We start from the raw sequence: 14,591 nt of genomic DNA on the forward strand, positions 1-14,591 counted from the left end.
GGGCGACCGGCGCGTGCGGGGCGCGGGCCCGGCCGGCCGCTGCCGCCTGCTGGAAAAGGGTCCGCAACGGGTCATCGGGCTCATGCACCGGGGGCCTCCTTGACGCTCGGGTCCTGTAGGTGGTGGGCGAGTGCGGCCCGGCCGCGCACCAGATGGGTCTTGACGGTGCTCGCGGACGTCCCCGTCTCCCGGGCGATCTGCTCGACGGTCAGGTCGCACAGGTAGTGCAGGGTGATGCTCCGACGCTGCTGCGCCGGCAGCTCACGCACCGCGTCCACCAGCACAAGTGACTCCGGACTCGGCCCGTCGACCTGCGGCTGCGGACCGGTGTGCCGCCGCCAGGCGTCGGCTGAGCGCCGCCGCCCCCGCCAGCGGCTGACCGCAAGCCGCCAGGCGCCGGTGCGAATCCACGCCTCGGGCTGGCCCGCACGGTCGAGCTGCCGCCGCCGGCCCCACCCCTTGACGAACGCCTCCTGGACGACGTCCTCCGCCTCCTGGAGGTCGCCCAGCATCACGTACAACTGCCCCGTGAGCCGAGCCACCGCCTGGGTGTAGAACTCTTCGAACTCCTCGACGGTCAACAGCCACTCCCGGGTCTCTCGCTTCACCGGGCATACGCCTGCCGAGGGACGTTCGGTCGACACCGCGCACGAATGAACTACGTGACGGTCATCACTGAATCACGGGGGTGGTGGTGGAGGGGGAGCGGGATGGGGTGTTCCGAGAACTGCCAGGGTGATGGCTCAGGCCCGCGCACTCTCCCACCCTGCGAGCCCGCGCACTCTCCCACCCTGCGGGCCGGGGCACCCTCCCACCCACGGGCCCACCCATGCCGTACGACGGCAACCCGTGTTGCAGGCAGCCCAACCGTGGCGTACGACGGCCCACCCGTGGCGTACGACGGGTAACCCACGCCGTACGACGGCCCACCCACGCCGAACGACGGGTAACCCACGCCGAACGCCGGCGGGCCCACACCACATGAACGCGGGCTCGCACCGCACGACGGCCGACCCGCCCCACCCCGTACGAAAGCGGGCCCCGCGCGCCCGCCCCGAAGGGTGCGCGGGACCCGCCGTGCCGAGGCGTTCCTAGTGCGCCCGGAACTCGCAGCGGTCGCCGCCGAGATCGCCCGCCAGATCGGCGGCAAGCGCGCCGTCACCCACAAGGCCGCTCCCGGCAGTGCCCAACCGGGCGTTGCCCGCGGCGGCGCCGCCCACCCCGCCGGTGCCCAGCGCAGCGGTGTGCAGGGGTTCCGGGCCGAGCCCGTTGCCGGCTAGTGGTGGTTGCGAGCCGAGCGGCTCGCTCTCCATCGCCTTCGCATCGACCACGTCGGCGCCCAGCACGTCGGCCCCGAGCACGTCAGCGCCGTACACCTCGTGCAGCCACTGCGGGTGGTACAGCGTCTCCAGATAGCGTTCGCCGAGGTCGGGCGAGATGGCCACCGCCGTCAGGCCGTGCGCGTCGTGCTGGTCGAGCCAGCTTGCCGCACCGCTGACCACGGTGCCGGTTGAGCCGCCGAACAGGAAGCCGCGGCGGGCCAGCCGGTGGCAGGCGCGCACCGTGTCCGGCTCCTCCACGAGCACCACGTCATCCACGTACGACTCGTTCAGCAGCGCCGGGCGGACGCTGGTGCCAAGGCCCGGGATCATGCGCCGGCCGGGTTCGCCGCCGAAGGTCACCGAGCCCACGCTGTCCACCGCCACCACCCGCACCTTCCGCTGCGACTCCCGGAAGTAGCGCGCGCAGCCCATCAGCGTCCCGGTGGTGCCGGCGCCGACGAAGAGCACGTCAAGGCCCGGGAACTGGCGGGCGATGGCCGGCCCCGTGGTGCGGAAGTGGGCCTTCCAGTTGTCTGCGTTGGCGTACTGGTTCAGCCATACGTACCGGTCGTCGGCGGCACACAGCGCCCGGACGTAGGCGATGCGCGCGCCGAGCAGGCCGTTGCTGCTGGCGGGCTCGTCGATGACGTGCACCCGGCAGCCGAGGGCCTCCATGATGCGCCGTGCCGACAGGTTGCAGCGGGCGTCGGTCACGCACACGAAGTCGTAACCCTTGCTCGCCGCGATCAGGCTCAGCGCCACACCCAGGTTCCCCGACGAGGACTCGACCAGGACCGACCCCGGCCTGAGGTCGCCCGCCCACTCGGCGGCCTCCACCATCGACAGCGCCGCCTTGAGCTTGATCGAGCCGGCGAAGTTGAAGCCCTCGCACTTGAGGAAGAGCGAGTGCCCGACGATCGACTGGAGGTCGACGTACAACTCCTCCTCGTTGAAGTCGACCGGAGCGGAGATCACCGGCATGCCGCCCCCTCCGTCCGCAGGTCCGTCCGTGGTTTCGCGAGCAGCTTCGTACGCAGATTTGTGCGCGGTTTTGTACGTGGTTTCGTGCGTGGCTGGGTGCGTGGCTGTGTGCGCGGGGCCGTTCGCGGCCCGCGCCGAGTGGCCGTCCGCCGGGCCGTCCGCTGATGTGCTCCCGTCGGTTCAGCCATGGCGGTACAGCCCGGTTGCCGGGCCGGCGCTGGTGTCCAGCAGGCCGGTCCTGACCGCCACCACCGTGTCGCGGCCGTGTCTGGTGGATCGGCCGGGGCCCGTAGGTCCGGTGCGCCCGGTGGGACCGGTAGGTCCGGTGAGACCGATGGGCCGTGCCGTACGCGAAGGCTCGACGCTCACGTGGCGCTCACCTCGATCGTGGGGGAGCAGGCCGAGAGCCGCACCGGGTCCGCCATGGCCACGAGCACCTCGCGCGGCCCGTCGAAGGGCGCCCGGCTGTGTGCGGTGCGGATGTTGTCCACCACCAGGAGGTCTCCGGCCTGCCACGGCTCATGAAGAGTGTGTGCCTCGTACACGCTGTTCAGCCGCTCGACGACGTCGGGACCCAGCGGTTCCCCGTTGCCGTAGCAGGTGTTGAAGGGCAGCCCGTCCGCGCCGTACACGTCCACCAGGTACTCGCGGACCTCGGGTTCGATCGTCCACTCGTTGAGGAAAGCGACCTGGTTGAACCAGCAGCGCTGGCCGGTGACCGGGTGGCGCACCACGGCGCTGCGGCGCTGGCGGGTGCGGAGCGTGCCGTCCGGCTGCCACTGGTACGCGATGGCGTTGGCCCGGCAGTACTCCTCGACCGTCGCCCGGTCGTCGGTGCCGAACGCCTCGGCCACCGATGCGCCGATCTCGTCGTTGTAGTTGCGGGTGAGCAGCCAACCCTGCCGTTCGAAGCGCTTGACCAGCTTCCTGGGCAGCGCGTCCAACACGGTCGGTGTGTCGGCCACGCCGGTCATCCCGCCGGCGGCGGGCGCCGTCAGGCAGGCGAACAGCATCAGACCGGGGAACTCCAGTGTGTAGCTGAGCTCCTGGTGCATGCACATGGGTTGGTTCTGCGGCCACTTCGATGAGGAGTACACCCCCTCGCTGTGGGGCGTGCGGGGCGCGAAACCCTCCTTTTCGGCGCCCATCAGCCGGTCCGCGAGGGCCCGGAAGGCATCCCCGGCCCCGGCCGCGTCGTGCAGGCCCAGTCCCCGCACCAGCAGGGCGCCGTGCTCGGCGACGACGGCGCGCAGGGCGTCCCGATGGCCGGCCACCCAGCTCGCCGGGTCGGCACAGGAGTCGATCCGCAACACCGGCGGACTGCCCGGCCGTAGCGTCACGTCCAGCAGTGGCGCCGCAGGGTGTGATGGCATGTCAGTACCCCTCTCTCTTCTTCTCGTCGCTTCACTCGTCGTCGCTTCACTCGGGCCCGGGCGCGTCCAACGTGCCGAGCACGGCGCGCGCCGCATCGGCCGGACGGGTGCGCGGGAAGTAGTGGCCGCCGTCGGCGAGCCGGTGGAGTTCGACCCGGTCGGCCAGCAGCCCCCAGTCGTCGACCTGCCCCGCCGCCTGCGCGGTGATCGGGTCGTCATCGGCCACCACCACCGACAGCGGGGCGGCCAGCTTGGGCGCGGGCGGCTGCTCCAGCAGTCCGGCGAAGTACGCGTGCGCGCTCCCGCAGTCGTGCCGGTAGGCGGCGCCGATGTGCTCGCCGTGCTCCGCCGCCAGATCGGCCAGCGCCCCGTAACCGCTGTCCTGCCCCAACTCCTTGGCCAGTTGGGCATCGCTGCGCAGCCCCAACTCGCTGATGGCAGCACGCCGTTCAGCCGCCGTGCCGAGGAGCTGGGCGCCCACGAACACCCGGTGGACCGGCACCCCGCGGGCCTCAAGGCCGCGGGCCGTCGCCACGGCGAACGCCGCACCCGACGAGTGGCCCCACAGCAGGACGCGGGTGGCCGCCCGCCGGGTGAGTTCGGTGATGACCTGCTCGACCACCGCGTCGAGCGGCGCGAACGGCGCCCGGTCGGCGGCCAGGTCGTGCCCGGGCAACTCCACCGCACTGACCGCGAGCCCACCGGCCCGCAGCGCCCCCGCCATCGGCTGGAAGTTGATCGCGTTGCCCCCGGCGTACGGGAAGCACACCAGCAGCCCGGTACGCGCCCCGGCCGGCTCCCCGAGCGGGTGCAGCAACCCGCGGCGGCGCTGGGCCCGCCCGTCGACCAGGGCCGCCAGGTCGGCGAGGACCGGCTGACCGGTGAGGTCGTTGAGGGAGACCGCCCGGTCCAGGGCGATGGCCAGCTTCACGGCTGACAGCGAGGTGCCGCCGAGTTCGAAGAAGTGGTCCGACCTGCCGATCCGCTCCACCGGCACGCCCAGCACCTTCGCCCACGCCGCCGCCAGCCGCTGCTCGGTCGGCGTGCCGGGCGCGCGGTGGCCGTCGTCGGCCCCGTCCCCGCCGTCGGCCGGGTCGCGCTCGGCGACCTGTGCCGTCAGCGCCTTCTTGTCCACCTTGCCGTTGGCGGTCAGCGGCAACTGTTCGCGCCACAGGAAGGCGGTCGGCACCATGTACGGCGGCAGTGCCGCGTCGAGCTTCTCGCGCAACGCGTCCGCCGCCACCTCCTGCGGCCCGGCGCACACCGCCACCAGGTGCTCGGCCTGCCCGCCGCGCCCGGCCACCACCACGGCACAGTCCCGCACCCCGGGCACCCGCAGCAGTGCGCTCTCGATGTCGCCGATCTCGATCCGAAAGCCGCGGATCTTGATCTGGGCGTCCCGCCGGCCGAGAAAGTCCAGCTTGCCGCCGGGCAGCCAGCGGCCGAAGTCGCCCGCCCGGTAAAGGCGTTGGCCCGCGCGGTGCGGGTCAACACCGAAGGCGAGCCGGGTGCGCTCCGGGTCGTTGAGGTACCCGCGGCCGACGCACACCCCCGAGAAGACGATCTCGCCCGGCGCCCCCAGCGGCACCGGAGCCAGCCGCTCGTCCACCACGTACACGTGCACGTTGTTGACGCACGGCCCCAGCGGCACCCGGTCGCCCTCCGGCGCCCGCTCCATCACCTCGTGGTTGGTGTCGTCCGAGGTTTCCGTCAGGCCGTACGCGTTGACCAGCTTGATCCCCGGCTGCGCCGCGAACCAGCGGTGGGCCAGCTCCGGCTTCAGCGCCTCCCCGGTGACCGAGACGCACCGCAGGTCGGGCAGCGGACGGGGGTGGCGCTCCAGGTGCGAGAGGACGGCCTCCAGATAGGACGGCACCACCTGGAGGACCGTGACCCGGCCGGAGACGACCGTCTCGACGAACCGCTCCACGTCCAGCACCACCTGCTGCTCGATCAGGTGGGTCCGCCCGTCCACGAGCAGCGCCGAGACCAGTTGCCACAGCGAGATGTCGAAGCACTGCGGCGCGGTCTGCGCGACCACCTGCCCGGTGTCGATCCCCAGGTCGGTGATCTTGGCGTACAGGTGGTTGAGCATCCCCGCGTGCTCACACATCGCCCCCTTGGGCTCACCGGTGGAACCGGAGGTGAAGTAGACGTACGCGAGTTGGTCGGCGTCGACCGCGACCCCCAGGTCGTGCTCCGGGTGCCCCTCCAGGTACGCCGCGTCGACGTCCAGCACCCGCAGCCCGGGCAGCGCCTCCGCCGGTTGGTCGAGCGCGGTGCTGCCGGGGCCGGTCAGCGCCAGGGTGCAGCGGGCGCGGCCGAGCATGGCGACGATCCGGTCGGCCGGGAAGTGCGGCTCGACGGGCAGGTAGACCCCGCCCGCCTTGAAGACTGCGAGGACGGCGGCCATCCAGTCCAGGTCCCGTTGGGTGACGACCGCGACCACGTCCTCCCGGCCGAGGCCGCGCGCCAGCAGGGCCCGGCCCAGCCGGTTGGCGCGGGCGTTCAGCTCGCGGTAGGTCCACTGCCGGTCGCCCTGCACGGCCGCGACCGCCTCCGGGTGGGCCCGTACCCGCTCCTCGAACAGCTCGTGGAACCTGCGGTCGGGCAGCTCCCTGGCGGGCCCGGCGAGCCCTTCGAGCTGGAAGCGCAGCTCGGCGGCGGACAGCAGGCTCTGTCCCGCGTGCTCGGCCGCCGGCCCCGCCACGAGGTGCGCGAGCGCCGCCTCGTGGTAGCCGGCGACCCGTACGGCGTACGCCTCGTCCGCCACGTCGGTCCGGTAGCGCAGCCGCAGCGCCAGCCGCTGCCCGGTCCGGTGCGCTGTCACCCGCAGCACGGTGGCATCGGCCAGCTCGCCGCCGCCGCCCCACGGGTCGAGCTCGGTCTCGAACAGGGCCTGGGTCAGGCCCTGTTCGGCCGCCACCTCGGTCAGCGCCGCGGCCCGGTGCGCCGCCACTTCGGTTGCCGCCCCATCGGCCTCGGCCACCAGCGCGCGCCACGACGGCGGCGCGGTGTTCACCCGGCAGGGCAGTGCGGGCCCACCCGGCGCGGCCCGGTATCCGGTGCTCACCTCCTGCTCGCCGGAGAGCGCCGCGAGCACCTTGGCGTGCGCGGCCAGCAGCACCGCGGCCCACGGCACTCCCAGTTCGCCGGCGCTCCGGTGCACCGCGCTCGCCAGTTCGTCCGGAACCGCCACCTCCAACTCGGCGACACCTGGCGCCGGTTGGACGCTCCACCGCGGGATGGCGGTGAACCCGCCGGCGGCGAGCACCTTCCGCCAGAACTCCCGGTCGTCGTCGGTCACTTCACTCGTCGAGTCACTCATCGAGCCTCCCCTGCTCGCCCCTGCCCGGCCGCCGCCCCCCCCCGGCCGGGGGCGGGCGGCGGTACGGCGCTGGTACGGATCGCGCGGGCCAAAGACCGGCCCCGCGGTGGATGCGTGCGGCGCGTTCACCGTGGCGCGCCCTCGGCGACCGCCGCACCACCGACCGCCGGCTGCTTCGCCAGCACCTGCCGGCCGGCGGACGCGGCAAGGGTCGCGGCGGGGCCGGTGCGGGGCGCCACCTGCTGGGGCCCGCCGCGCAGCTCGGCGGCCGGATTGCCGCCCCACCGGGCGCCCCGCGGCACCTCCTCGCCCTTCATCAGGAAGGAGTCGGCGGCCAGCGTGGCGCCGTCGCCCATGGTCACGCCGTAGTGGACCAGCGCCCCGACCCCCACCGTGCAGCCGGCGCCCACCGAACTGTGGTCGGACTTGAACGTGCCGTCCTCCTGCGAGTGGCACTGGATGGCACAGCCGATGTTGAGCGTGCAGTCGTCCCCGATGCTGGCGAGGGTGCGTTCCGAAAGGTCACAGCCGTCGTCGAAGACCCGGCGCCCGATCCGCACCCCGAGCAGCCGCCACAGCAGATTCTTGAACGGGGTCCCGTTGAGCACCTGGAGATGGGCGTACGGCACCTTCCACAGCCGCTCGTGGTGCCAGAAGTACGGGTCGTAGATGGAGCACACCTTCGGCTGGAGCGGCTTGAAGCGCGTCATGCAGCGCTCCACCAGGACGTAGTACAGGGCCGTGAACACCATCATGGAGAGCATCAGCACCACCTCCATCAACTGCCCCACCGCGTCGTATCGGCCCACGGTCGCCAGGCTGAGCAGGGTGATGACGAAGAAGTGCAGCCACCGGATGGCCAGGACCACACCCATCGTGCGGAGGTTGTAGCGGTTCTTCGCGGACAGGCTGCGGCGCAACCCGTCCCCGGTGCGCAGGTGGTCGAAGCGGGTGTCGCGCTCCACCGTCCGCGGGATCTCGAAGCTGGGCGAGCCGAGCAACCCGGTCCCCTCCCGCACCGGACCGTCCAGCGGCACCATCACCTTCGTCGCGAGCAGACAGTTGTCGCCGGTCCGGCCGCCGGGCGGGTACGCGATGTGGTTGCCGAGGAAGCTGGACTTCCCGATCGAGGTGCGGCCGAGTCGGAAGGAGGTGGCGGAGACCTCGGAGTTGATCACCGAAAGCCCGTCGGCGACCATCGTGCCGCTGCCGACGGAGCTCAGGAACGGGTTCTCCTGCTGCACCCCGACCCCGAAGTTCGAACCCGTCTGCTCGACCCTGGACAGGTCGTACCCGAGCGCCTGGAGATAGTGCACGATGTACGAGCTGTCGCCGAAGAGCCACAGGTAGAACTTGGCGTTCGTCATCCGCTCGATGGCCCGGTGCAGCGAGTAGTGGAAGCCGTACAGCGGATAGACCCGGCCGGTGCGCAGCGCCAGGTTCAGCAGCCGCGGCACGGTGAACAGCAGGAGCGGGCCGAGCACGAGGAGCCCGGCGAACAGGGCGAGCGAGAGGATGAGCCCCTCCGCGTAGAACGCCGCCGACGTCACCGCCTCCGGGCCCGTGTCGTGCCCACCGGCCAGCGTCCGCGCCCGGCCCAGCAGCCACTCCGTGACCGCCATCCCCAGCGGCACCGCCACCAGGCACGCCTTGAGCGGCCCGCCCATGCCGTAGGCGAGTCGGCGCAGCGTGCCGCACGGGGTCGCCTCGACGGTCACGTAGTCGATGTCGGTGCGCTGTGCCGGCGAGCCGTGCCAGTGCTGACCGCTGGGCACGGCCGTGCCGCTGTGCAGCGCGGAGGCGTGCCCGAGCTGCGCGCCGTCCCCGATCGACGTCCGGATGTCGAGCACGGTGCGTTCGCCGATGAACACGTCACGGCCGATGGTGACCGGTCCGGTCTGGATCTGTCCGGCGTGCGCCCGGTAGCAGAGCAGGAACGCTTCCTTACGGATCACGGTGCCGGCGCCGATGGTCAGCAGATCGGCGCAGACCGGGACCCGGCGGGAGAGGATCGTGACGTGCTTGCCGACCTTCGCGCCGAGCGCCCGCAGGTAGAGCACGTACACCGGGCTGCCGACGAACAGCGCCATCGGACTGGTGAGGACGAGCGCCTTGACCACCCAGAAGCGCAGGTAGGCCAGGCTCCAGACGGGGAATTCGCGGGCGGTCCAGCGGCCGATCAGCAGCCATTTGGCGACGATCGGCAGCGCGCAGAGGCCGGCGAAGTTGGCGCACCCGAAGACCACGGCCCGCTCGTAGCTCTCGACCGGGCCCGACGCCCCGGAAACCCATCGGTAGCCCCGCAGCAGGACGAGCGTCATCAGGTAGGAGTAGCCGAGGAAGAAGAGCAGTTGGAGCGCCCCGCACAGCACGAAACGCGCGGTGCTGCCCGGCGGGGCGGGGGCCGCCTGCGGAGGCGGGGTCGGAGGACCTGCGGGAGCGGGCGCGATGGCCGCGAGCTCCTTCGCCAGGCCGCGGACGGTCGGGTTCTTGTAGATGTCCTTCATCGACGCAGAGGGAAGATCGGGCCGCTTCCTGACGCGCGCACAGAAGTGCGCCATCACCAGCGAGTCCGCACCGAGATCGTCGAAGAAGTGGCTGTCGAGCGGCACGTGCTCGGTCTGCACGACCTCGGCCAGCAACTCGGCGAAGACCTCGGCCAATTCATTCTCAGGCCCCGCACATTCCTGTGCGCTTCCTGTGCCTTCCGCCGCATCACCGCTCGCTGATTGAGCAGGTTCTCGCGCCACGTGAACTCCCTGAGAGTCAGACGCCACTGACTGGTGGCACAACGCAGTACATGAAGCCGCTTCGCTCTTCCGCGCCTTCATCCGATGAGATCGAAAAGCCCACGGCGTAACGCCGAGCGCGGGTGGTCGGGGATCTTCCGCAACTCGTCACGGCACCCGAAACTGGCCTACCAACACGCACGCTGACCTCGTGTTTTTGCGCCCCCAGATACTGTTGTGATCGTTTATTCGGCGCTACCGGTTCCGTTCCACAGGGGAGACGGTGACCAGATGGTCCGCCGAAACGTCCGCATCCTCGGAAGTGGCTGCGATGCACATTGCGCTATGCCCGGAAAACCCCTTTCCGGACGTCGGGATGATCGCCTTCCGGGGCTCAACAATGCAGGTCGCGGGGGTGCCAAAGAGCACCGCTGCCGGACCGGGGGCGAGCGTGGCCGTACGGGACCACACTCCAATTCCCCTCCGCGAGCCAGAACCATAAAGCACCGTTGAGGCGCCGGCAAGGTGTCGCTTTGCTTGCCAATGGCTTAACTAGCCACGGTGCAGATGACTTAGTCATTTGCGAGGGATCGGATACTCAAGTGTGCGACTTTCGCATGAGATCCGCGAACATGCTTCGTTCTATCCCATGCCATGCCCCGACGGTATAGCTGGCGTAGCTAAGGCGCCGGGCGAAGTGCACGGCAGTGCCGGACGGGGGCGCTGTCAATCCCGGGTGCCGACGTGACGATTCGGCGCAATGGAATCGGAATGCGATATACCGTACCGGTAAACCCGCAGGTCGCAGTCGACGCACCGGCACCGCACGCCATCGCCACCACGGCCAGCGGCCGGGGGCGTTGCATGCATTTAGCAGTCATATCCACTGCATCAGCCTTTTGCGTTGGAAAGCGCCTCGAATAGAGATGGCGGAGGGTACGGCCATACAGCATGGTCACGTTATGGTCAGGGTCCCGGAGCCAAGTTCGTCGCCCTTACCTTGCGAGACCGAAAATCGGGGGGATGGGTTCCCTTCTTCGCACACCGATCGCACAACGGGCAGCGGTCGCACCCAATGAACCGATATGGCCTGGGGTTTGGGGCCAAAGGGAACCCATGGGTGGAAGTGGTGTCTCGGGCGGGAGGACCGCTGAGTGGCGTAGGAGGTGGGGGTGGGCCGGGGGGAGGGGGACGGGAGGGTGTGCGCGCCGATCGCGCGTGGATTTTGGCGCTGAGTGCACGCGGATCTCGTACGGGGTGCACGCGGATCTTGTACGGGGTGCACGCGGACCTCGTACGGGATGTACGCGGATCTCGTACGGGGTGCACGCGGAACTGGTACCGCATGGGCGCGGATCTCGCGCCGATCCCGCACCGGTCGGGCGTGGCTGGGGCAAACGTAAGGGCCCGCCACCCGGTTGTCCCGGGGGCGGGCTCTCTACGCGATCGGCCGCCCACGCCGGGCGGATGGCGCCGCACCAGCGCACTGATGCGTTGGCGGGTCGATGGGTCGATGGGTCGATGGGGCGGTGCGCTGGCGCGCCGGTGTGCTAACCCTGCGCGTCCGGCTGCCACTCGTGCGCGAGGAGGCCAAGCAGTACCTGGTTCATGAACGTGCCCATCACCCAGGCCGAGGAGCGCAACTCTCCCTCGCGGACGAAACCGTTGCGCTCGGCGGCGCGCAACATCGCGACGTTGTCGGTCAACGTCTCGACCTGGAGGCGCTGGAGTCCGCGCACGACGAAGCCGTAGTGGCAGAGCACCGCCACCACGTCGGTGCTGTACCCCTTGCCGCGGGCGGCCGGCAGCAAGCCGAGCCCGACGTGGGCCGACCGGTTGTGGACGTCGATCCCCCACAGCGCCGCCGTACCCACCAGCGCGCCGCCGTCCAACTCGACCACGGAGAAGTGGTCGACGTGCTGCCTGGTGTCATCCACCACGAACTGCCCGTTGGCCGACCCCGGCGCGATCGGCCGCCACGGCGTCCCCAGGGCCCGCGCCTGCCCGGGCACGTCCTCGTACAGCTCCGCGTACAGAACCGGAATGTCCTCGTCGTGCCGGGCCCTCAGCCCGACCCTACCGCCGCTCAGCATGGACGATGTCTATCCGCTCGGGCCATGAACGGGCAATCGAATATGCGATGTGGAACGGGCGGGGCGGCGAGAGCGGCCGATCGCCAGCGGCCCCGAAGCTACCGTGCAGCCATGACCGACGAACCTCTCACCGGCCGCACCGTCCGCCTCATCCCGCTCTCCCTCGACCACGCGGAAGCACTGTTCCCCTCCGCATCGGACCCCGACGTCTGGCGGTGGATGCCGCGGACCCGCCCCGAGTCCCTGGCGGAGATGCGGACGATGATCGGCCAGTTTCTGGCGGACCCGGACCGCAGGTGCTTCGCGGTCCAGCGGCTGACCGGGGAGCAGGTGATCGGATCGACCAGCCTGTACGAGATCGACCTCACGGAGGGCCGAGCCGAGATCGGTGCGACGTGGTTCGACCGCTCCTGTTGGGGCGGCCCCTACAACGCCGAGTCCAAGCTACTCCTCTTCGGCCACGCCTTCGGCGCCCTCGGCCTCTCCCGCATCGCCTTGCGCACCGACAACCTCAACATACGGTCCCAACAGGCGCTGACACGGCTGGGCCTGAGCTATGAAGGAACGCTGCGCAGCCACATGGTGCGCCAGGACGGCACGCGCCGCGACTCGCTGTACTACAGCCTGCTGGCGAGCGAGTGGCCCGCCGTACGCGACGAACTGATCGCCCGAGTCACGGCGAAGAGCGCCGACTGAGCGCACCGGCCGGGCGCGCCCAGCACCCTCGTGTGGCGTATCCAACTCCCTTTCTGTGCAAGCAAATTCAGTGCTTGCTGGTAGTCGAGGGGAGGGCGGTTACGGGCTGCGCCGTAGTGGCTTGTTGATCGATGCACATCTGCTCGATCCCCGGTGCGCCCGGCCACCGCCACACCCCACCACCCCGCCCCACCACCCGGCACCTCAGCCGCGCCACCCCACCTCTCAGCCACACCCCACCCCTCAACTCCCCTCCACCGCGCCGCACATCCCACACACCACCCCCGCCAACCTCTCCGCCAGGCCCCATGGGTCGCGGCGGAGGAGGAAGAGCCAGGACATGACCGTGCCGCCCAGTACGGCGTGCACCAGGTCGATGTCGGGGAGCGCGGTCAACTCGCCGCGGGCCAGGGCGCGTTCGAGTAGTTGGGTGATGATCGCTCGCTGGGATTCGATGAAGGCCGGGGTGAACCGGTCGACGAGGGTCGGGTCGTTGGCCGTCTCGGCCAGCAGGTTGAGGACCACGCCAGATCCCGCCGGGTCCGCCAACTGGCCCACGATGACCTCCGCCAGCGCGGTCAGGTCGCCGCGGAGGGAGCCGGTGTCGGGCGGCGCCTGGATGGACGCGTCGTGTACGAGCGCCGCGAACAGCATCTCCTGCTTCGTGGCGTGCCGTCGGTAGATCGCTGCCTTTCCGACGCCTGCGCGGGTGGCCACCGCGTCCACCGTCACCCGTGCGTAGCCCACCTCCGCCAGGAGTTCGCGGGCGGCTGCCCTGATGGCCAGATCTACGCGGTTCTCACGGGGGCGGCCGGTTGGTTGCGCTGCTCTCTCCACTGTGCCAGCATACGACACCACGAGTTCCGAAACTCGCCGTTCCGTAACTCGTTAGCCCTGGTGAACGTCGTACGAGGAGCGTCATGCGCCGTCTGAAAAGGGGTTGTTGCCATGCCTGGCAGGGCAGCGCCCCGTGTCCTCCCGGTCGCCTCCCCCGCGTCGGCGGGACGCAACGGTGTGTGGCTGAATGTGTGACTCACCTGTACCCCCGGTTACGGGTGGGTCGTCCTCGCGCCGTTCGCCGACTGCTGCCCCGCGTCCTGCCTGGTGCGGGGCGGGGCGGTAGCGGGCGGTGGCTGCACGGGGCGCGGCGAGGGATCGCCCGTCCCGTGCAGTAGGCCGGGGCCGGTCGGCGGAGGCGTCATCGCCAGGGGCGCCGTTCGCCGGCCGGCATCCGATGGAGGTCCGTCGCAGCCTGTGCGGTGCCACGGATTCTCCTGATGAGTGGTGGGCGTCGATTCCACGATTCCAGGACCGGATACCGACCCCATTCGTACGTCCTCAAGCGCCACTTCGGCGCGCTATTCGAATTCCTCGCTAGGGAGAACTTCGTCATGGGACGATTCACCAAGACCCTCGCCGTGCTCGGCGCCGCCTCCGCGGCCTTCATCAGCTTCGGTTCCACACCCGCTTCTGCGGCGGCCAAGGACGGCGCCTGGATGGATGTGCGGCCCGAGTTCACCAAGAACTGCGGTCACACCACGGCCATTCTGTACGCGAACTTCTGGGGGCAGTCCTGCATCGTGGACAACGGGAAGGGATACGCCCAGGCCGTACTCATCCTGTCCAACCAGACCGATACCGCAGTGACGTCTGACAACTACGCGTGGTCCGACGCGCTTTACGGCTCGTACTCGGCCTGCCCCACCAGAACCATAACGCCCGGAAAGCAGATCGCCTGTGTGAGCCCGACGGAATTCGTGGGCCGCGGTCGGGCGCTCAAGCTGCACCACACCACCTATGCGGGCGCCCGCGTCGACTACACCTCCGACTACTACTACGCCATGAAGTAATCGACCGAGATACCCGGGTGAAACAGGCGACGGGGTTGCGGGCGCGACGGTGCGCCGTCGCGTACGTCAGCGTCCCGGCGTGATCGGCCCGCCGGCCGGAGTCCCCCTACCCGGCCGGGGGGGGGGGGGGCCCCCCCCCGCCCGGTGGCTTTTAAACATCTGACGCGGCCGCCGATACTCCATGTGTTGATCTCGGTGGTGGCCGGATCATTAAAAAAA

At 70.4% G+C, this 14,591-nt stretch carries 8 protein-coding genes and 1 pseudogene; 2 read left to right on the forward strand and 7 right to left on the reverse strand.

Features of this window, described 5'->3' with window-relative positions; all coding sequences use genetic code 11:
• Positions 1-80: 80 nt before the first annotated feature.
• The 6 genes and pseudogenes from AAHZ94_RS14090 to AAHZ94_RS14115 all read right to left on the reverse strand — a co-directional run bounded on the left by AAHZ94_RS14090 (position 81) and on the right by AAHZ94_RS14115 (position 11,826).
• Complete coding sequence (locus AAHZ94_RS14090) at positions 81-608, reverse strand: SigE family RNA polymerase sigma factor (protein WP_349993208.1); 528 nt, start codon at positions 606-608, stop codon at positions 81-83.
• A 726-nt stretch (positions 609-1,334) separates the two neighbouring features.
• Positions 1,335-2,303: pseudogene (sbnA, locus tag AAHZ94_RS14095) on the reverse strand (2,3-diaminopropionate biosynthesis protein SbnA); the annotation flags it as partial.
• Between the two features lie 365 nt (positions 2,304-2,668).
• Complete coding sequence (locus AAHZ94_RS14100) at positions 2,669-3,676, reverse strand: TauD/TfdA family dioxygenase (RefSeq protein ID WP_349993210.1); 1,008 nt, start codon at positions 3,674-3,676, stop codon at positions 2,669-2,671.
• 46 nt (positions 3,677-3,722) lie between these two features.
• Positions 3,723-7,004, reverse strand: coding sequence for a non-ribosomal peptide synthetase (locus AAHZ94_RS14105; protein ID WP_349993211.1), 3,282 nt, complete (start codon positions 7,002-7,004; stop codon positions 3,723-3,725).
• A gap of 125 nt (positions 7,005-7,129) precedes the next feature.
• The gene (locus AAHZ94_RS14110) at positions 7,130-9,667 is read right to left on the reverse strand and encodes a Pls/PosA family non-ribosomal peptide synthetase (RefSeq protein ID WP_349993212.1); all 2,538 of its coding nucleotides are present in this window, start codon (positions 9,665-9,667) and stop codon (positions 7,130-7,132) included.
• 1,616 nt (positions 9,668-11,283) lie between these two features.
• Positions 11,284-11,826 carry a GNAT family N-acetyltransferase gene (locus AAHZ94_RS14115; protein WP_349993213.1) on the reverse strand — a complete coding sequence of 181 codons (543 nt, stop codon included), beginning with the start codon at positions 11,824-11,826 and terminating at the stop codon, positions 11,284-11,286.
• A 111-nt stretch (positions 11,827-11,937) separates the two neighbouring features.
• Here AAHZ94_RS14115 and AAHZ94_RS14120 point away from each other — a divergent pair, with 111 nt between their 5' ends.
• Complete coding sequence (locus AAHZ94_RS14120; protein WP_349993214.1) at positions 11,938-12,522, forward strand: GNAT family N-acetyltransferase; 585 nt, start codon at positions 11,938-11,940, stop codon at positions 12,520-12,522.
• A gap of 243 nt (positions 12,523-12,765) precedes the next feature.
• Here the strand turns inward: AAHZ94_RS14120 and AAHZ94_RS14125 are convergent, their stop codons facing one another.
• Positions 12,766-13,359 carry a TetR/AcrR family transcriptional regulator gene (locus tag AAHZ94_RS14125; RefSeq protein ID WP_349993215.1) on the reverse strand — a complete coding sequence of 198 codons (594 nt, stop codon included), beginning with the start codon at positions 13,357-13,359 and terminating at the stop codon, positions 12,766-12,768.
• Positions 13,360-13,913: 554 nt separating this feature from the next.
• Here AAHZ94_RS14125 and AAHZ94_RS14130 point away from each other — a divergent pair.
• Entirely contained in the window at positions 13,914-14,372 is a 459-nt protein-coding gene (locus tag AAHZ94_RS14130) for a hypothetical protein (RefSeq protein ID WP_349993216.1), read from the forward strand.
• Positions 14,373-14,591 lie beyond the last annotated feature (219 nt).

The sequence above is a fragment of the Streptomyces sp. HSW2009 genome (assembly GCF_040240285.1).
GTDB lineage: Bacteria > Actinomycetota > Actinomycetes > Streptomycetales > Streptomycetaceae > Streptomyces.

Coding starts and splice junctions, on each gene's coding strand:
- AAHZ94_RS14100 (WP_349993210.1), bottom strand. CDS start 3,676: ATGCCATCACACCCTGCGGCGCCACTGCTGGACGTGACGCTACGGCCG.
- AAHZ94_RS14115 (WP_349993213.1), bottom strand. CDS start 11,826: ATGCTGAGCGGCGGTAGGGTCGGGCTGAGGGCCCGGCACGACGAGGAC.
- AAHZ94_RS14130 (WP_349993216.1), top strand. CDS start 13,914: ATGGGACGATTCACCAAGACCCTCGCCGTGCTCGGCGCCGCCTCCGCG.
- AAHZ94_RS14120 (WP_349993214.1), top strand. CDS start 11,938: ATGACCGACGAACCTCTCACCGGCCGCACCGTCCGCCTCATCCCGCTC.
- AAHZ94_RS14105 (WP_349993211.1), bottom strand. CDS start 7,004: ATGAGTGACTCGACGAGTGAAGTGACCGACGACGACCGGGAGTTCTGG.